Annotated in this window: 18 protein-coding genes and 3 tRNA genes; 10 read left to right on the plus strand and 11 right to left on the minus strand. The window is 63.6% G+C overall.

From position 1 onward, the window contains the following. Positions 1–15: 15 nt before the first annotated feature. Positions 16–513 carry a MarR family transcriptional regulator gene (locus tag CH292_RS15540; protein ID WP_026348207.1) on the plus strand — a complete coding sequence of 166 codons (498 nt, stop codon included), beginning with the start codon at positions 16–18 and terminating at the stop codon, positions 511–513. Positions 514–565: 52 nt separating this feature from the next. Then, positions 566–652, plus strand: a tRNA-Ser gene (locus CH292_RS15545). A gap of 268 nt (positions 653–920) precedes the next feature. Here CH292_RS15545 and CH292_RS15550 read toward each other — a convergent pair. The 6 genes from CH292_RS15550 to CH292_RS15575 all read right to left on the minus strand — a co-directional run bounded on the left by CH292_RS15550 (position 921) and on the right by CH292_RS15575 (position 5,543). After that, a complete protein-coding gene (locus CH292_RS15550) occupies positions 921–1,289 on the minus strand; it encodes a hypothetical protein (RefSeq protein WP_094655174.1) in 369 nt (122 codons plus the stop codon). Positions 1,290–1,320: 31 nt separating this feature from the next. After that, a complete protein-coding gene (locus CH292_RS15555) occupies positions 1,321–1,824 on the minus strand; it encodes an LppA family lipoprotein (RefSeq protein ID WP_249277288.1) in 504 nt (167 codons plus the stop codon). A 95-nt stretch (positions 1,825–1,919) separates the two neighbouring features. Further along, entirely contained in the window at positions 1,920–3,638 is a 1,719-nt protein-coding gene (locus tag CH292_RS15560) for an alpha/beta hydrolase (protein WP_094655176.1), read from the minus strand. Beyond that, positions 3,635–3,931 carry a hypothetical protein gene (locus CH292_RS15565; protein ID WP_094655177.1) on the minus strand — a complete coding sequence of 99 codons (297 nt, stop codon included), beginning with the start codon at positions 3,929–3,931 and terminating at the stop codon, positions 3,635–3,637. The genes CH292_RS15560 and CH292_RS15565 overlap by 4 nt, the downstream gene beginning before the upstream one ends. 253 nt (positions 3,932–4,184) lie before the next feature. Beyond that, positions 4,185–5,117: a pseudouridine synthase gene (locus tag CH292_RS15570; protein WP_256978153.1), complete on the minus strand. Its 933-nt coding sequence runs from the start codon at positions 5,115–5,117 to the stop codon at positions 4,185–4,187. 75 nt (positions 5,118–5,192) lie between these two features. Beyond that, positions 5,193–5,543, minus strand: coding sequence for an excalibur calcium-binding domain-containing protein (locus CH292_RS15575; protein ID WP_019667531.1), 351 nt, complete (start codon positions 5,541–5,543; stop codon positions 5,193–5,195). A gap of 111 nt (positions 5,544–5,654) precedes the next feature. On the opposite strand from CH292_RS15575, the gene CH292_RS15580 reads away from it, so the two are divergent. The 3 genes from CH292_RS15580 (at position 5,655) to CH292_RS15590 (ending at position 7,718) form a co-directional block, all read left to right on the plus strand. Then, positions 5,655–5,858 carry a DUF3072 domain-containing protein gene (locus tag CH292_RS15580; RefSeq protein WP_033189325.1) on the plus strand — a complete coding sequence of 68 codons (204 nt, stop codon included), beginning with the start codon at positions 5,655–5,657 and terminating at the stop codon, positions 5,856–5,858. 51 nt (positions 5,859–5,909) lie between these two features. Beyond that, the gene (locus CH292_RS15585; RefSeq protein ID WP_094655179.1) at positions 5,910–6,539 is read left to right on the plus strand and encodes a YrhK family protein; all 630 of its coding nucleotides are present in this window, start codon (positions 5,910–5,912) and stop codon (positions 6,537–6,539) included. 141 nt (positions 6,540–6,680) lie between these two features. Further along, a complete protein-coding gene (locus CH292_RS15590; protein ID WP_019667534.1) occupies positions 6,681–7,718 on the plus strand; it encodes an alpha/beta hydrolase family protein in 1,038 nt (345 codons plus the stop codon). On the opposite strand, the gene hisC is transcribed toward CH292_RS15590, so the two are convergent. Then, positions 7,715–8,776 carry a histidinol-phosphate transaminase gene (gene hisC, locus CH292_RS15595; RefSeq protein ID WP_037160440.1) on the minus strand — a complete coding sequence of 354 codons (1,062 nt, stop codon included), beginning with the start codon at positions 8,774–8,776 and terminating at the stop codon, positions 7,715–7,717. The two genes, CH292_RS15590 and hisC, sit on opposite strands and share 4 nt — an antisense overlap. 91 nt (positions 8,777–8,867) lie before the next feature. Between hisC and CH292_RS15600 the strand changes: the two genes are divergently transcribed. The 3 genes from CH292_RS15600 to CH292_RS15610 all read left to right on the plus strand — a co-directional run bounded on the left by CH292_RS15600 (position 8,868) and on the right by CH292_RS15610 (position 9,901). Then, positions 8,868–9,620: a dienelactone hydrolase family protein gene (locus tag CH292_RS15600; protein ID WP_019667536.1), complete on the plus strand. Its 753-nt coding sequence runs from the start codon at positions 8,868–8,870 to the stop codon at positions 9,618–9,620. A 73-nt stretch (positions 9,621–9,693) separates the two neighbouring features. Further along, positions 9,694–9,783 (plus strand) — tRNA-Ser (locus CH292_RS15605). A 45-nt stretch (positions 9,784–9,828) separates the two neighbouring features. Next, positions 9,829–9,901: transfer RNA gene (locus CH292_RS15610), tRNA-Arg, on the plus strand. Between the two features lie 127 nt (positions 9,902–10,028). Here the strand turns inward: CH292_RS15610 and car are convergent. The 3 genes from car to CH292_RS15625 form a co-directional block, all read right to left on the minus strand. Continuing rightward, positions 10,029–13,568 carry a carboxylic acid reductase gene (gene car, locus CH292_RS15615; RefSeq protein ID WP_094655180.1) on the minus strand — a complete coding sequence of 1,180 codons (3,540 nt, stop codon included), beginning with the start codon at positions 13,566–13,568 and terminating at the stop codon, positions 10,029–10,031. Positions 13,569–13,888: 320 nt separating this feature from the next. Beyond that, positions 13,889–14,593: a MerR family transcriptional regulator gene (locus CH292_RS15620; RefSeq protein WP_094655181.1), complete on the minus strand. Its 705-nt coding sequence runs from the start codon at positions 14,591–14,593 to the stop codon at positions 13,889–13,891. A 55-nt stretch (positions 14,594–14,648) separates the two neighbouring features. Next, on the minus strand, positions 14,649–16,178 hold the full coding sequence (locus tag CH292_RS15625; protein WP_256978155.1) for an alpha/beta hydrolase: 1,530 nt from the start codon (positions 16,176–16,178) through the stop codon (positions 14,649–14,651). A 262-nt stretch (positions 16,179–16,440) separates the two neighbouring features. Between CH292_RS15625 and CH292_RS15630 the strand changes: the two genes are divergently transcribed. Then, a complete protein-coding gene (locus CH292_RS15630) occupies positions 16,441–16,683 on the plus strand; it encodes a hypothetical protein (protein WP_256978156.1) in 243 nt (80 codons plus the stop codon). A 112-nt stretch (positions 16,684–16,795) separates the two neighbouring features. Further along, positions 16,796–17,230: a hypothetical protein gene (locus tag CH292_RS15635; protein WP_143545491.1), complete on the plus strand. Its 435-nt coding sequence runs from the start codon at positions 16,796–16,798 to the stop codon at positions 17,228–17,230. A gap of 16 nt (positions 17,231–17,246) precedes the next feature. On the opposite strand, the gene CH292_RS29655 is transcribed toward CH292_RS15635, so the two are convergent. Beyond that, entirely contained in the window at positions 17,247–17,411 is a 165-nt protein-coding gene (locus tag CH292_RS29655) for a PLDc N-terminal domain-containing protein (protein WP_094655184.1), read from the minus strand. Between the last annotated feature and the right edge of the window lie 169 nt (positions 17,412–17,580).

Raw genomic sequence — 17,580 nt, forward strand, 5'->3', positions numbered from 1 at the left:
GCCTAATATGGTCGGGTGACGGCCGAACGATCCTTTGGTCCAGGGGGGGACCCGCAGTGGTTAGATGCTGCGGAAATGAGAGCGTGGCGCGCCTATATCGACGGCGGCCAACGATTGCAGGGGGTACTCAACAAGGATTTGCAGGACGCGCACAACCTGACGATGGCGGAATATCGCATCCTCGTCATGCTGTCGGAATCATCCGATGGGTCGCTACGAATGAGCGACCTCGCCGACGGTGTCCTGTCGTCGAGGTCTCGCCTGACGCATCAGATCAGGCGCATGGAGTCAGACGGCATGGTCGAACGCAGCACGTGCGTCGACGACGGGCGGGGTGTCCTTGCCGTCATCACCGCCATGGGTCGCCGCCGGTTGGAGGAAGCTGCACCTACTCATGTCACCAGCGTCAGGAAGCATCTCGTCGATCTGTTGACCGCCCGTGAACTCGCGGTTCTCGGCGACATCTTCGAAAAGGTCGACGCAGCGATGGGCAGCCCGACGAGCCGGGGGTGATTGGCCCCGGGCCGGCAGAACCGTTTAGGATCGTCTTTCGTCAGTAGACGATGGAAGCGTGGCAGAGCGGCCCAATGCACTCGCCTTGAAAGCGAGAGACGTCCAAAAGCGTCCGGGGGTTCAAATCCCTCCGCTTCCGCAGCATGTCAGGGGCGGTTTCGACTAACCGCCCCGGCATCGACTCATTTAGCCGTACGCCGGTACGACACATATGTGACACGTCCTCAGTCGGATCGTGCCATAGCGTTGCGACAAGGCGTGGATATAGTGGCGTTTGGGGACATCCGATACGAGGTGAGTGTAGTTTGCCTGGACCTTGCTTCGTACTTACGTTGGTACGACGGTCCTTGCGATCGGACGGCGTGTGTCACGAGTTCCAATGCTGAGTGCTTGCAGTAAGTCGCCGTTCACCGATCCCGACCGAGCGGATCCTGTCGGATGCTTTGGAAGTACATGTCGTCGACCTCGAGAGTCTGCGCCGGTTCAGCCTGTGTGCGGGCGGCGTAGCTATCGACGAACGAGGCTATTGCCTGGGCATCGGGGTCGCTGAGAACATCCCGCATCGCCTTGTCCAACTGTGGCTGCTTGTCGAGTAGCGCGGCTCGGTACGCAGCCAGGATTAGGTCGGCATCTGGGTGATGCAGTGCGACGAGTCGGTTCTCGGCGTCGACCTCGACGGCGATATCACCGACCCTGCCGACACCACGAATCTCGCGCGCAACCGATTGTGCGCGTTGCACTTTCGCGCCCAACTCGTCGAATTCACTGCTCGACATCGTCACCTGGACTCCCTCGATGCGCAGACGATCACGGGGTCGGCGTGACCGGAGCCTGCGCCCCCGACATCTTCGCCTGTGGCAGGCGACATCCCGTGCTCGCCGAAATTACGGCACCTCGGCTGCCGATGAAGATGGCCGTTCGTTCCGGGCTGTAGAAGCGGACCTCGTGGTTGTCCGGATCGTCGTGGAATGTCTGAACCTTGGTCGCGCCCGCAGCCGCGGCGACACGTGTGGCGAACTCGAACACCTGCGGCCATACCGCATCCGGGATCGGCCCCTCCGACACATAGTTCTTCAGTTGGACATCGTCACCGTCGGTCCCATCGAACGGCCGGCCGCAGCCGCCGACACTTCGCTCGCGTACCCAGGTCCACCCCATGCCGGGCACCAGGGTGTCCACGAATGCTCCGATCTGCACGACGGCACTCTCGAGCTGCACTTCGGTGTCCTCGAGCGACGGCAACGTCTCCAGGATTGCGGCTGAGTCCGTCGTCACGGCCGGGTCGGATTTTTCGTACGGGTTGTCGAGCACGTCTGATCCACATCCTGCCAACGTAAGGACTGAGGCGACGGTCAATGCCGTCATCCACCGTCGTGATCGGGTACCGGTCGTTCGTCTCTTGCGCATCATCGGGTCAGGCCGACCAGGCCGTCGAGAATGTCGATACCTCCGGTTTTCATTGCCGAGTCACCGGTCACGAGCTGGCCCGGCACATCGGCCAGACCGGCGATGACAACGGCGGTGTTGTAACCGGAGGTACGCAATTCGCCGTTGTCGCCCGACCTCGGGTACTCGCTGTGCCCTGTCGCTCCTTGGCGCGCCACTCCGTCGGCGGTGGTCGTCGCATCGGTGTCGAGGTGGGTGAATTCGGACATGTAACCAGGACTCCATCCGAAGCGGTTCATGTGCGCGACGGGATCGTCGTGCGCGGTCATCTCGTACGCGTGCCCGGGTGCGATGTTGAGCTTGTCGAGGCTGCTGTCGACGAAGTCATGGCCGGTACCAAGGCCGGGGGACCCGTAGACCATCACATCGTCGACGATTCCCTCGGGAGTCTCTTGGAGCGCGAGCCCGGTGGTGAACGACCCGTACGAATGCCCGACAGCCGTCAGATGTGGGTCGCCGTCGTGGTTCGACGCGTCGATGCCCTCGTAGAACTGCGACAGGTCGGGCGCGGCTGCCTGCGCGTTCCATGGTTGCGCCACCTGGATTGCCCCCGCAATGCTCTCCTCGGAGAAGTAGTTGTCTTTGTCGAGTTGTGGTGCGTCGTAACCGATCCAGGCGATGGTCGACACCGTTTCGCCCGCATGGCCCGGTATGTTGTCGAGTTGCTTCTCCGCGTTCGTCTTCATCTGTTGGCCTTCGTCGGTCATGGCACCGATGGCACCGCCGACGGTGGTATTCAAACCCGGCGTGGTGACGGACACGTGCTCTGCGGTGTCCGGGTTTCCGACCGCCACCGCCGCGTGGGTCTGCGCACCCGACCGAGTATCGAGGAGCATCAGCATCCGGTTGGGGTCTTTCTCGACGGTGTCCCGGACGGCCTGTAGGTCCTCGAGCCGATTCGACACGGTCGGATCGCAGGCCTCGGCGCGAGTCAGCTCGTCGTCGAGTTCGATTCGGTTGTAGTGATCACGATCGACGACGGGGAGGCCGTCGCGGTTGCCGATGTAGTTGTCGTGAGCGAACAGCGCATCCTTGTCAGCCGGGGACAGCGTGGACCACATCTCGTGCAACTGCGCCGGGTCCGACGGCAGCGAGGTCTTGCCGCTGACGATGTCCGATACGACCGGGCTGATGGCTGCAGCCCCGGGCGATCCGGTCGCGTCGAGCCGCTCTTGTGCTACTCGAATTGCTTGCGCCGCTTGCATTTCAGCTTCTCCGAACTCAACGAGAAGTGCCTTGATGCGTACCTCGACGGCGTCGGCCTGCGCGTCCAGTGTGCTCTGCAGGAGCATCGAGACAACTACATCGCTACCGAGTGGAACAGTCGGGGCCGTCACGGTGCCGTCGTCGAACACCGTCATACCGGAACCGGGTGCCTCGAGGTCCACGATGGCCAACAGGGATATGCGGATGCCGTCGAGTATTCCTCCGTGGGAGGCGTGCGCTTCGGCGATGGCGATGACGGCCGTGTCGATGTGCGAGGCGGCGAGGCTCTCCGACAGACTGCGCGCCGACGCGGCTGCTGCCGCCTCCCCCTGCCATGTGTTCATCGCTGCGTCGACCGCACGATCCATCCGGAGGATCTGATCGGTGAACGTACTGTTCGACGCCAGTAGGGATGTGGCGTAGTCGAGCATCGAGCTCGGTTGGCAACCCCGCACGTGCGCGATGGTGGTCACCGCGCGGACCCGGCGTCGTAGCGCGTCAGCTGAGAACTGAACGCCTCGTCGACGCCCTCGTAGGTCGTGGCGTTGTACTGGCACGCTGCCGACATCTCGGCGACGTTGCCGGCGATGCGTGTGTACGCGTCGGCCGTGGTCTTGGTGCTCTGCTCCGAGGCCGGGGCGATCGGCGAACCCGGCATCGTGACCGTCGCCGTGACGCTGATTGCGTTCACCGCACTCGCCGTAGCGGCGAGTGTTCTACCGAGCGCTCGAAGCCCTTCGAGATCGACTGCCAGCAGTTCGCCCACTTCTCGCCCCCCAGCGAATCCATCGGCGCGATCGAACCAGCGCCATATCGCCAGCAGGCTAACACGCCGACGCCAGCTAGAACTCACAGCGATTCAGCCGATGGGTTGTCGGTCTTGAAGATCTTCGATCTTTATGTGGTTCGGGAATTCGGGTGAAGCGGGTGCGCGACGAGTTGCAACGCGGCGATCGAGACGCGGACCGACATCCCGCATCTGTTGTGGTCGATCCACACTGAGCTTTACCGCCACCCCTTCAACGAGAATTTGTCGGTCGCCACGTCAGCGCGTGGTCCAGGCGTCGAGCTGAGTGAAATTGCCTGCGTTCTCCGGTCAGCGGGTCGGTGAACTCCATCTCCGAGGCCAGGAGTTGCAATGGCTCGGTGAAGTCGTCGACGGCTCGGTCGGTGGGACGCGGATAAAGATCGTCGCCGACGATGGGGATCCCCATCGAGTTCATGTGCAGCCGTAGCTGATGGGTACGTCCTGTCGTCGGGTGAAGACGGTAGTGTCCCAGTTCATCACGGTGGGCGACGAGTTCGATGGTGGTGTGCGCGTTGGGCTCGCCGGAGACCTCTCGGGCGGCGAAGTCGTACTTCTCCTTGACGATGCGGCTCGATACTTCACGCGGAAAGTGCAGTGCCGGATGGTAACCGGCCACCGCCTCGTAGACCTTGCGGACTTTTCGGTCCTGGAACAGAGTCTGGTAAGGGCCGCGTGCGCTCGGATCGATCACGAACAGCACGAGACCTGCAGTGACGCGATCCAATCGGTGCGCCGGAATCAGTTGCGGCAGAGCCAATTCCTGGCGCAACCGCACCAATGCTGTCTGCAGAATGTGGCCGCCGCGCGGGATGGTCGGCAGGAAGTGGGGTTTGTCGATCACCAGGATCGTGTCGTCGCGATGGACGATGGGGATGTCGAAGGGGACAACGGATTCGACCGGAAGATCGCGGTGGAACCAGACGGCCTCGCCCGGGGCGTACGCGGCGTCGCGGCTGACAGGACCCTGCATGTCGACGACGGCATCGGCGTCGAGCATCTCGTCGATGCGGTCCGGTGACATCCGCGCTTCGGTTGCGACGAGAAATTCACGCACGGTCACCCAGCGGCCGTCTTCCGGCATCCGCACCCGGGCTGGATCCAGGCCGTGCCTTTTCGGCAACGGGGGTTGCTGCCGTCGTCTCACCGACCGACGGTACCCAGTTCGCACTTGTGCAGGCAAAACGCAGCCTAAAAGCTGCACAAGTGCGAACTCGTGGGGTTATTCGCAGCCGATGCCGTCGTTGTCGCGGTCGAGGTGCGGGCCGTAACCGTATTCGTCGCGGTAGACGGGGGCGGCGCCTGCGTCGCGTGCCTCGGTGCAGTTCTTGTACTGGAACGCGGACTGTGGCCGGGGTGCGGCCTGGGGGGCGGGGGCAGGCGGAGGTGCGGGAGCGACACGCGGCGCGGGAGCCGGCTGTACGAACACGGGGCAGAACTGCGACGAACCGGAGTTGCAGAGGAAGTCTGCGACGGGATCGGCGGATGCGACGGCTGGGCTGACGGCCATCGTGGCAGCGAGGGCGATACCGCCCAGTCCGAGGCGGGCGAGCATGGAGGTCTTGCCGGTCATAGGTGTGGCTCCTGAGCTGAGGGGGGTTTCAATCGTCGGCCAGGGGTGATCAAACGGTCAATCATCTGCGCGAATGAGTTTGGGATCGGACGATCGTGCGTATACGAACGTATGAGCGAAAACGAGCAGGTCAACCAGAACCCCGAGAAGGACCCCGACCAGTGGGTGACCGGTGACGAGCCGATCACCGGGCCGCAGGAAAGCTACTTGAACACGCTGGCGCAGGAAGCGGGCGAGGAAGTGCCGGCTGATCTGACCAAGGCGCAGGCGTCGGAGATGATCGACAAACTGCAGGGCGAGACGGGGCGCGGATAATTATCCCCGACGGGTGAGGACGGCGCGGCCGGAGACCGCGACAATCGGCCGGTGAACGTGCAGGGGCTGCGGCGAGAGTCATGGGGATTCGTCGTCGGCTCGCTGCTGTTCGGGTTGGCCGCGGTGCCTGCGTATGGGCACTGGGTAGGAATCGACGTCGACAACGTCACCTACTTCGTGGGTTCGTTGTTCTTCACCGCGTCGGGTTTCATCGCGTTGAGGCTCAGTGGGCGCCCGGTACCCGGTTCGGAGTCGGAGAAGGTGGAGCACTTCGACTGGTGGGCGGCTGCCGTGCAGTTCGTGGGTACCGTTCTGTTCAACGTGAGCACAGGTGTCGCCCTGGTTGCCGGGTTGACGGCGGCTCAGGCGGACAAGTGGGTGTGGCGTCCCGACGTGTTCGGCTCGGCGGCATTTCTCGTCGCGAGCGCGCTCGCTGTCGTGGCGACCACCGAAACGGACAAATTGTGGGATCCGCATGCGCGTAACTGGCGGAGCACGTGGTCGAACATGGTCGGGTCTATCGCGTTCGGAATTTCGGCGGTGGGGGCGTTCGTCAGACCTGCGACCGGGGATCCGGAGAACGCGTCGATGGCAAATCTCGGAACACTAGCGGGCGCCGTGTGTTTTCTCGCTGCGGCCCTGCTCATGCGGCCTTTGGGACGAGTCCCAAACAACTCGTAGAACTTTTGTACGACCCTCCTTACGACTATTGTGAGCGGAACCACAGCTCGCGGCACGGCTGCCTACCGGTGAGTTACCTTGTGGAACAGATGTTGTTCGTGTTGCGCCGGAGACGGGGCAACGGGGGAGGATGGATCAGTAATGCACCGTCGTGTTCTGGCAGCGCTCGGAACCGGGATCGCCTTGTCGATACTCGGGTCCGGTGTGGTGTCTGCCCAGCCGCTCCCCGGGACCGGTAGCTCCGAGGGGGCCCCGGCACCGTTCTCGCAGACTTCCCCCGCCAAGTCAGCTCGCATCGACAAGGTCGAGATGTTGACCGATCGTCGTGCCGCGGTCTTCGTGGATTCGCCCTCGATGGGCAAGATCGTTCAAGTTCAGGTTCTGCTTCCTGCCGCCCAAGCCGTCTCGCGTCCCACGCTGTACGTGCTCGACGGCGTCAGCGCAGGCAAGGAATCCAACTACGCCGAGAGTACGTGGACGCAGAAGACCGACATCGTCGACTTCTTCGCCAACAAGAACGCCAATGTGGTTCTCCCGGTTGGTGGTTCGAGCAGCTACTACACCGACTGGAACGTTCCGGACCCCATCCTCGGCGTGAACATGTGGGAGACGTTCCTGACGCAGGAGCTCCCGCCGCTGATCGACGCGCGTTTCTCCGGCAACGGCACCAACGCCATCGCCGGTGTCTCGATGGGCGCGCAGGCCGCGATGGACCTCATCACCCGTCATCCGGACCTCTACACCGGCGTCGCAGGGCTGAGCGGGTGCTACGACAACTCGCAGAACAACCTGAAGGACGCCGTTCGCGCGACCGTCGCGATGAACGGCGGCAACGCAACCAACATGTGGGGCGAAAACGCCGACCTCCGCTGGGTCGAGCACGATCCGTCACGTAACGCAGAAGCATTGCGCGGCAAGGACGTCTACATCTCCGTCGGCACCGGGCTGCCCGGTCCCTACGAGCTCGGCCCCGGTGGAAGCGGATTGGAGGTGGCAGCACAGGGCGGTCCGCTCGAAGCTGCCGCGCTGTACTGCACCACTCTGTTCGATACCCGGCTGCGCTCGCTCGACATCGACGCGACCGTCGTATACCGCCCCTACGGCATCCACCAGTGGGTCTACTGGCAGGACGACCTACGTGAGTCCTGGCCGACGCTCGAGCGGGCCCTGGGCCTCTAGAAAGCCGCGGTCGCCGCGTATTTCAGGAAAGCGTCGTTCTCGTGCGGATCACCGATGGTGATCCGCACGCCGTCGTTTCCGTAGGCACGCAACAGGACTCCGGCCTCGGCCGACCCTTCCGCGAAGGCGCCGGATCGGTCACCCAGCGGCAGGAACACGAAGTTCGCGTCGGAACGAGCGACGTCGTAACCCAATTCGATCAGAGCGTTTCGCACCCGCTCGCGTTCGGCGACCAGAGTGTCGGTGCGCGCCAGAAGCTCGTCCTTGGCCGCCAGTGATGCCAGTGCCGCCTGCTGTGCAACGGAATTGACGGCGAACGCGATGCGCACCTTGCCGAGGGCGGTGATGATCGAGGGATCGCCGACGGCATAGCCCACGCGGAGCCCGGCGAGCCCGTAGGCCTTGGAGAACGTGCGCAGAACCAGCACGTTGCGACGGCCGCGCGCCAATTCGACTCCATCGGTGTATTCGCCTTCGGGGTTCTCGCGGGCGTACTCGAAATACGCCTCGTCGAGCACGACGAGGACGTGCGCGGGCACGGCGTCGAGGAAGTGCTCCAGTTTCGAACGACGGACCACAGTGCCGCTCGGGTTGTTGGGGTTGCAGACGAACACCACGCGGGTGCGGTCGGTGATTGCCGCGAGCATCGCGTCCAGGTCGTGGACGTGGTTCTCGTCGAGCGGTACCTGCACGGGTGTCGCTCCAGCGACGCGGGTGATGATCGGGTACGCCTCGAACGAACGCCACGCGAACACCACTTCGTCGCCCGGTTCGCAGGTGATCTGGACGACCTCCTGGCACAGTGCGACGGAGCCGTTGCCTGCCGCGACGTTCGCCGGTGCGACCTTCAACTGCGAGGCGAGGGCTGCGACCAGTTCGGTGGCCAGGATGTCCGGGTAGCGGTTGACACCCGCTGCGGCTTCGAGGATCTTCGCCTGAACGCTCGGCAGCGGCCCCTGAGTGGTCTCGTTGCTGGCCAGCTTGATCGCCCCGGGGAAGTTGCGGCCGGGTACGTAGGCGGGGATGGCGTCGAGGTCGGTGCGTATGCGAGCAGTCACGGCTCACATTATGCGCTCGGCGTTCATGTGCATTTTCTGTGTGTCCGCCGGTATTGATGCGAGCGCCGCACGAGCGCACTAGTTTGGGTTCATGTCGGGAATCTTCACGGATGTGGCAGTGCTCCGAATCGATGTGGACCCCGGTGTGGTGGAAGCCGACACCGAGCAACCACCTGCGGTGCAGCAGAAAGTCCCCCTCACCGCCATCGAGCCCGAAGGCAGTGTGCGCGGCGGCATCGTCGTCCTGCACGAATCCCGCGAGATCCCGGCGTCGCTGCTGGACCTGTTGCGTGCCCTCGCGCTGGAGGGCTGGTTGGCCGTCGCGCCGGACCTCTTCCACCGCGACGCCGACACCGACGGCGACGAAGTATTCGGTGAGAACCTCTTCGCCGACTTCGACGCCACGTTCGACTGGCTCACCACCAGAGGCGTCTATCCGGACTGCGTCGGCGTCATCGGGTTCGACGACGCCGGGACCGCCGCCCTGATCGTCGCGACCAACCGTCCCATCGGGGCAGCCGTCAGCGTGGCCGCAGCCGGCATTCTCGAGCCGCTGAACGACGACGCCGTCGCGCTCGTCGAAGCCGCCCCGTCGCTTCAGGCGCCGTGGCTAGGTCTGTACGGCGAGAACGACCCCAAGACCCCACCCGAGCACATCGAGAGCCTGCGGGAGGCGGCGACGAAGGCATCCGTGGCAACCAACGTCGTCAGCTACGGCGGCCTCGGTCACCGCGCCGACGCGCCGCCGTCACCCGGCAGCGCCGAGGACGGGGATCCGACGGCGGCTGCCCTCGTCGAGGCGCAGACCCGAATCTTCGACTGGTTCGACTCATTCCTTCGCTGACCAGCCGTTTTGCGTTAACCGCGTAGGCATGTGTAATCTTCTTCCTCGGCGGTCCGAGAGGGCCGGCAGCCTAGGAGGCGTGCCAGAGCGGCCGAATGGGAGTCACTGCTAATGACTTGACCCTTCACCGGGTCCGGAGGTTCAAATCCTCTCGCCTCCGCCACGGTTGGTAGAGTTCTACCGGCCAGCAAGACCAACTGAATAGCACGCGCCCGTAGCTCAACGGATAGAGCACTTGACTACGGATCAAGAGGTTAGGGGTTCGAATCCCTTCGGGCGCACAGAAGAGAGCCCCTGATCTGCGAGTTATCGCGGATCAGGGGCTTCTTCTTTCCGTCGGATCTATCCCGAGAGCAATCCGACCGGCAGTGAAGCGTCGAACGGGTGTGAAGCCTCTTCACCCACAGCTCACACGGGGGCGAGAAGGCCCAACTGTTCGAGATCGCTGAGGTACTTCTCGATCAACGCCCGATCCAGGTGCGGGATGTCGTCGGACTCTTCTCGGACCGCGGCGCGGAAGACGTCGGCGGGAAGATGAGACCCCGCTGCGGGGACGTCCGGGTGTTCGTATGCATGTAGGAGGGGGAGCAGCGATCGCGACCTCTGCGGTTCGGGCAACTCGTCGATGGCAGCGGAGAACTTCGCAAACCACTCGTCGTAATCCTCGATACGCTCGATGCTCCTGCCGGACTCGATCATCCAGTCGACGAACGTGTCGAGCGAGATGCCGTCGTCGTGCGGATTGAGTACGTCGTAGGTGGTGTATCCGTCGACGGTGTCGCCTCCCAGCGTGGTGATCGCGGCGGCACTGAAGTCGGCGGGAAGGCCGTCGTAGTGCGCGCGGGGGCGGCCTGCGTCGTCGAGCGGCGCTCCGGTGTCGCTGCGGTAGAAGCTGTTCGGTGCGATGCCCGTCGCTGCGATCGACAGCACCAGTCGGGTGAACACGTCGGGGACGTTCAACTGTCCGGACCACGTACTGTGCGCGAGGATCATGTCCGATCGGAACACCGTCACGGGAAGTCCGAGATCGTCGAAAGCATTGCGCAGAAGAACCTCACCTGCCCACTTCGAGGTGCCGTAGCCGTTGGCGTACGACTCGTCGACGCTGCGCGAACTGCTTTCCACCCGAATGTCGCCGTTCTCGACGAATTCGTCGACGCCCGCCGCAACGGCCACAGTGGACAGGTACGTGACAGGCTTGAGGTGGTGGTGGGTGGCCAGTCGCACTATCTCGGCCGTACCGACAACGTTCGGGCCGAACATGTGCGGGTAGGGGAGTGCATGGTTGACCAGAGCGGCGGGGTGCACGATGCGATCGACCCGCGTGGCCAACGAGTTCCATGTGTTCTCGTCGAGTCCGAGCCGGCTTTCACCGATGTCGCCTGCGACGACTTCGAGTGCGGCGTAGGCGAGGGCTCGATACCTGGCGGACAGTTCCGCATCTCCCGAGTCGAACGCTGCATCGAGGCGCGCGCGTGCGTCGGCGGCGTCGCGGCCCCGGACGAGGCAGACGACGGTGCCGCCCACATCCGCCATGCGTTCCAACCATTCCAGCGCCAGGAATCTGCCGAGGTAACCGTTGGCCCCGGTCAGTAAGACCGTGCGCGTCGTCGGGCGCGGCCGCTCGGCGTCCTGCGCAGCTTTCAGTGCGTCGGTGGACAGGAACGCATCGAGGGTCAGATCGGATGCCTTCACCACCGTCGCACCGCGTCCGTGCACCGAATCGAACGTCACCGCATCCGTATCGGAGTCCTGGCGTGCGGAGATGTAGTCGGCGATTCCCCTCAGGTCGGTCGAGGGACCGGTGATCACTCCGACGGGGACCTCGATGTCGAAGATGTCCCTCAAAAGGTTCGAGAAGGTCAAGGCGGACAGAGAATCTCCCCCGAGATCGGCGAAGCGCACGTCGGGACTCACGTCGGTGCCCGCGCAGCCGAGCAGTGCCACCGCCGAATCGCCGACGGTCGCCAGTACAGGCGCGTCGGGTCCGCGGCGTCGCAGGTCGCGAAGTCGACCGGACTGCGATTCCTCCAGCTCGGTGTAACGCGCTTCCAATGTCGCGCCGTATCGGTCGACGAGCTTGGGACGCAACTGTTTTCCCGCGCCGGACAACAGTCCGTTGTCCTGCGTGAACGACTCGGTCTCCACGATCACCTCGCGCGGTACCTCGTAGGAGTTCAACCCTGCGTCCCGCGCGATCGTCTGAAGCGACGCCAGGATGGATCCCGGGTCGTCGACGCCGGGCGCGGGTACCACCACGGCGAGCAAGTAGGACCGTTGACTGTTTCCGTAGACGAAGATCTGGTCGACCAGATCGCTGGTACCGAAGACGGATTCGAGCCGTGCAAGTGCGACGAATTCACCCTGGGCGAGCTTGAGGACGTTCTTGCGTCGGTCCACGTAGGCGAGATGATCGGGCTTGAGTTCAGCCACGACATCGCCTGTGCGGTAGTAGCCCTCGGCGTCGAACATCTCGGCCGTGACCTCGGGACGCTTGTAGTAACCGGGCGTGATGGACTCGGTCTTCAGCAGCAGTTCGCCGCGAGGATGCGGTGTGTCGGTGACGAAGTATCCGAGCTCGGGTACGTCGTCGAGCTTGTAGTCGATGACCGGCGGACGACGGACGACGCCGTCGTGCAACACCATTCCCGCTTCGGTGGATCCGTAGTTGTCCTGGACCTGCGCGTCGAGCAGCTCGGCGACGAAGTCCTTCACCTCGGTGGCGATGGGCGCAGTGCCGACGACAGCGGCGAGCACGCGGCCACCGAAGGTGTCGCGTCGGAATTCGCTCAGAACGACGTCGCGGACCGTCGCCGGGTCCGCGCCCGCGTCGACTCGGCGATCGATCTCCGCAAGCGCGGTGTGGCGAATCATCTCGCATACCCGAGGGACCAGCAGCGCCAGGGTGGGCCGTGCCAGGGAGAAGTCGTCGAACAGCGTCGACAGGTCGCTCGAGCCCGCGAACGTGACGGTTCCACCTGCAGCAAGGGTGGAGAACACCAGACCGCGTCCGGCGAGGTGGCTCATCGGCAGGTAGTCCAGGGTGATCACGGGAAACCCTGGACCGGCATCGGAGTCCGATTCCGAGCCCGTGCTGTGCCAGGCGCCCGTCCACGTGCCGGTCACGATGGCCTCGGTGTGGATCGCACCCTTGGGCGTTCCGGTGCTGCCCGAGGTGTAGATCAGAGTGGCGAGGCGCTCGGGATCGTCGGATTCGACGAGTGGGTAAGGCCCTTGTGCTCGGCCTCGCTCGATCACGTCGGCGAGGGTCGAGAGTGAGACGGCGTCGAGCACGCGTGCGGCGGTGAGTCGCTCGCGGTCGGCGTCGACACGGTCGTCGTGGTCCAGAACGATCACGGTGTGTACCGAGGGGCTTTGCTGGGCGATCTCGATTGCCACCGCGAGGTTTTCGCTGTCCGCTGCGATGACGGCAGGCTCCACCTCGGCGACGATGTCGATCAGTTGGGTGGCGCTCGCACCGGCCTGCAGTGGCACCGCGACGGCGCCGAGCCGCACGGTGGCAAGCTCGACGACCGCGTAGTCCACACTGGCGAAACCGAGAGTCGCGACGAAATCACCTGGCTGAACCGGGTTCTCGCCATGCACGAGGGCGGCAGCCGTTGCGCCTGCACGGTCCCATGTCTCTGCGTAGGTGATCGTGTCGATGGAGGGGAGCAGGGACGCCGCGCCGTCGACGATGGTTCTGGCGCGCCGACCGAGCGCTGGTCGATCGCCGTATCCGATCATGACTTGTTGGACCACTGCGGCCAGATTCGGCTTCAGCGCGAGGGCTGCCGCGGCGACGCCGTGATCGGGTTCGGCCGAGCGGAACTGCTCGTCGGTGCGATGGAGTTCGGCGAAGCGGCGTCGTAATGCGTGGTCGGTGGCGGTTGTGGCAGTACTGGAATTCATGCGCGAGTTCCCCTCCATGATCGGCATCGATTTCATTACCTAAGGTAAGAATATGCCCGAAGGGGAATCCGGTAATCGTGATGCTGGTCATAACTCGGGTTGTTCGGTCGATCGTCTCGGGTGGTCGACGTTGCCCTGAGCGAGTCGATGTTCTCCGCGATGGAGTCCTTGGTTCCGGACTACTTCGCAGGCAGCAATGTCGGCATATTCGTCCGCCAAGTGCCGGCGGTCGGGCGCTCAGGCCTCGCTACCGACCCCGAACTTTCGGGTGGTGCCAGCAGGTAGAAATGCCACGACGAACTCGACGAGGCCATCGGGGGCGTGGGCTCATAGAATTGTAAGCCGGGGGCATGGGCTCACCGGTCATGCGTGAGGTGGACGACCCGCACGAGCACGTCGAGTTGTGCGGGACGGTAGAGATCTGCAACCGATGGATAAACGGCGCTGTCCACTACGTCCGGTGCAGCGGTGATGTGTGACTCTCGGTTGAGCAGCCAGGGGTAGTCCTCCAGGTGCCGGCCGAGTAGCACCGCCATTCTCTCGGCGAGATCCTGGCGGACGCTGTCGCTCGAGCTTTCCGGTAGTTGCTCGTATTCGCGGTCCACATCGGTCTGTGCGACTTCTATCATTGCGCGAATGTCGTCCAACGCATCGTCGTCGAAGTACTGCGCCACTATCGTCAGCAGGGCTCGGTCCGGAGCAGGCAATCGGTCGGCGACAGAACCGAATCCGGCGGGAACGTCGGACTCGGCACCCTCACTCAGGGTGGCCGCCAGTCGTTCCCGAGCGCGCTGTAATTGCTCGATGGCGGCCACCAATTCTTCGTCGAGAGTCTGGAGCGCGCTGTCGGGCCCATCGATCGAATCGATCTGTGTGAGGGGAACACCGAGCTCGCGGTAGCGTCGGATCCGAAGAACACGCACGAGGTGCCCAGCGCGGTACTGCTTGTATCCGTTGCTCGACCGCTCGGGTTCCGAGAGCAAACCCAGGCGGTGGTAGTGACGGATGGTGTTGACGGTCGTGCTTGCGAGCTCCGCGAGTTCACTTGTACTCCAAGCCATATCGACCCTCCTCACGTGATGCAGCGCGCATCCTCGTCGGGTACCTGCAGGTTGATCAGGTAATCGGACACTTGCCATCGACACACGCATTCGTGCCCTGCCCGACGATGCCGTGCGCGCCGCCCTCGACGGTGAGCAGAGAACTTCCCAGTGAATCGGCTAGGCTGACGCCACCGGAGTGCGGGGTCGAGGGGTCGCGCGTCGTGGATACGACCAGGGTGGGGGGTAGACCGTCGACGTCCTGCGCGTACGGAAAGCCGAGCGTCGGCTCCGCGGGCCAGTGCTCACACGCATCGCGGGCACCGTCGGCGACATCGACACCGGGATCCATGAACGGCGCCAGGTCGTACGTCCAGCGTCGTAGTTCGGCGCTTCGAGTTGGCGTCAGGCGATCGAGATCCATGCAGTTGATCGCGTAGTTCGCTTCCGTGAAGTTGGTCCACTGGCCCGCCGCGCTGCGACCCCCGAAGGTGTAGAGCAGCTGCATCAGACCGTCGCCCCGCCCTCGGGCGAGTTCTGCGAGACCGTCGACGATAAGCGGCCACGTATCCGGCGCGTAGAGCCCCGAGATGACGCTTCCGATTGCATCGTCGAAGCTCAACGTCGTGTCCAGAGCAGGAACAGGCTCGGTACGCAGTGGCCTTACCAGCTGCTGAAACCTCAGGGTCGCCCGTGCTGGATCGTTACCCAGGGGGCACTCGAAACGGGCCGCGCATTCGGTGGCCAAGTCGTCGAACGCTTGTTGAAACCCTCCGTAGCTACTGAGCACTGCTTCGTGGCCGTCGAGGCGAGGATCGACAGCTGCGTCGAACAGCAGTGCGCGCACGCGGTCGGGAAATTGTTCGGCGTAGACCGCTCCCAATCTTGAGCCATAACTCTGACCGAAGTAGGTCAACTTGTCCTGGCCGAGTGCTGCTCGCAGAACATCCATGTCCCGCGCCGTGTCTCGGGTCCCGACGTGCGCGAGGGCATCGACACCGCCCGACCTCTCGGCGCATTTGTTCATGATCGCTTGCGTGTCATCGCTGGTGAATTCTACTGTCGTACCCAGCGATCCGAGCGGAACTGTACCTGCATCCGCTTCTTCGTCGCTGTAGCAATCCACGGCCGGTTGTGAGGCACCGACACCGCGCGGATCGAATCCGACGATATCGAAATTCTCGGTGATCGGGCTTTCGACAAGCCCTAAGGCGGTCAAGATCGCCCCTACGACGCCTGACCCGCCCGGCCCGCCTGGATTGATCACCAGCGGCGTACTGGGTCCGTCACCTCGGGACGGCACGCGCGATACCGCGATCTCGGCGATATCGTTCTCTGGATCGTCGTAGTCGAGTGGCACTTTCAGACGCGCACACTCGAGCCCTGGAACGATGTCCATGGCCTTGGTCTCCTCGTCGGTGCTCGCGTAGTCGGTTCCGCAGGCGCCCCAGGCCAACTGCTGCTGGTAGAAGCGATCCAGCGCAGCGTCGTCTGCGACCTGCTCCCCTTCGGGTCTCGTATTCGATGTGCATGCCACGAGCACTGCCACTGCCAGAGCCGCCGACCCCGCAGCTTTCACTGCACGTTGTTGTTTCGTTCCGAGCATCAATGGTCCTCATCGTCGACGGCGGTGCGAAAGCGACACCGCGGTCCATCCGACACTGTGTTCTCGGAACAGGCTCAACTGATCGGTTTCGAAGAATAGGCAAACAAATGGTCCGGCATCTAGCATTCAACGTCGTACGGGTTGCTGCTCGCCTTCTTCTCCAGCGAATCGGACAATGACCAACCACATGAATGAACGACGATTCGCTCTCGACTTCGGACAGCTAGTGCTCCGAAACCTCTTGTCCCGGAACGATCCCGTCGTGACGGCTTGGACTGTCCGTCAGGTGCCGGAGGGCTGGCAGATCGACGTGTTCCTGCATTCACCGCCTCGCCACCACGGGTTGATCGTTGCACTGACCGCAACAATCCCGGCGTTCGATGCCGATCTCGGAATGGACATCGAGACCTACGCGATCATCACCAGCGCGGGGATTCTCGAGTCATTCGAATGCGATACCCCTCGGACGAATCCTCGAATGCAGTACCGCGCCCCGGCGGGTTGAATAATCAACGCGTCATTGCTTCGCCGAAGCGTGCGCAGTCAACTACCGAACGTGCGCGCAGGCGTCGGAGAAGGAATGGGTTTTCATGCGGTCGAGATGGCGGATGTGCGTCGTGCTGTTTTTTGCCGGCATAGCGCTGGCCTCCTGTGCTTCTCCTGAGCCCGGTGAACAGCTGGCGGTCGATGAGGATCAAATTAGAAACTATCTGGAAGCAGATGGATTCAATGTTCCCAGGGGATTCGAATTCGTGGAGGCATTCGTGTTCTGGGAGTTCGTCGGTGCGCCCGCGTGGTCTGCTCGATACGAGGCGGACGCAGCGTTCGGTGATGCATCGACCGTAGCGGCGGCGAATCCGAATTTCCCCCCGATGGAGCCGGTCGGGTGCGGGACGGTGCCCCCTGGAAAGTGGTCTTCCGTGGGATTCGTATGCCGGTCTGGAGCTTTGTCCACACGGTATCCCCCCTCCGGCGGCATGGATTCGATGACCATTGTGCTGACGCAGGACGATGAAAGTGCGCAGCTCTACATGTACAGCGCGGGCCACTGACTGCTGGAAAACGAGTTCACCGCCGAGCCAGGCGGGTGCGCGCCCAGAACCAGACCAGAGGGCCGAACACAGGAATTGCCAGTGTGACAAGGCACCACCAGAACGCGCTGCCCTTTCGGGAATGATGCGTACTCAGGATGGACACCCACGCAACGACGGTCAACGATAACCACGCCAACACCCACCGCGTCCCGTGCTCACAGCCCCCGACGGTTGATGTCCTCCTGCGACGTCAATTGCATGTGGCGGCCTGTCCGTGGCCATGACAAAGTACCCACTGGTGGCCAGGTTGAGGTCCCCACTGGTGGCCAGATAAAAGTCCCCACCCCGTGTTCGTCGTGTCGATCAGG

The sequence above is a fragment of the Rhodococcus sp. 14-2470-1a genome, from assembly GCF_002259425.1.
GTDB classification, from domain to species: Bacteria; Actinomycetota; Actinomycetes; order Mycobacteriales; family Mycobacteriaceae; genus Rhodococcoides; species Rhodococcoides fascians_E.

What these genes read in the sequence shown, in the direction of transcription:
- CH292_RS15600 (WP_019667536.1), top strand. Translation starts at nt 8,868, where the DNA reads ATGTCGGGAATCTTCACGGATGTGGCAGTGCTCCGAATCGATGTGGAC.
- CH292_RS15580 (WP_033189325.1), top strand. Translation starts at nt 5,655, where the DNA reads ATGAGCGAAAACGAGCAGGTCAACCAGAACCCCGAGAAGGACCCCGAC.
- CH292_RS15620 (WP_094655181.1), bottom strand. Translation starts at nt 14,593, where the DNA reads ATGGCTTGGAGTACAAGTGAACTCGCGGAGCTCGCAAGCACGACCGTC.
- CH292_RS15550 (WP_094655174.1), bottom strand. Translation starts at nt 1,289, where the DNA reads ATGTCGAGCAGTGAATTCGACGAGTTGGGCGCGAAAGTGCAACGCGCA.
- car (WP_094655180.1), bottom strand. Translation starts at nt 13,568, where the DNA reads ATGAAATCGATGCCGATCATGGAGGGGAACTCGCGCATGAATTCCAGT.
- CH292_RS15590 (WP_019667534.1), top strand. Translation starts at nt 6,681, where the DNA reads ATGCACCGTCGTGTTCTGGCAGCGCTCGGAACCGGGATCGCCTTGTCG.
- CH292_RS15625 (WP_256978155.1), bottom strand. Translation starts at nt 16,178, where the DNA reads ATGCTCGGAACGAAACAACAACGTGCAGTGAAAGCTGCGGGGTCGGCG.
- CH292_RS15575 (WP_019667531.1), bottom strand. Translation starts at nt 5,543, where the DNA reads ATGACCGGCAAGACCTCCATGCTCGCCCGCCTCGGACTGGGCGGTATC.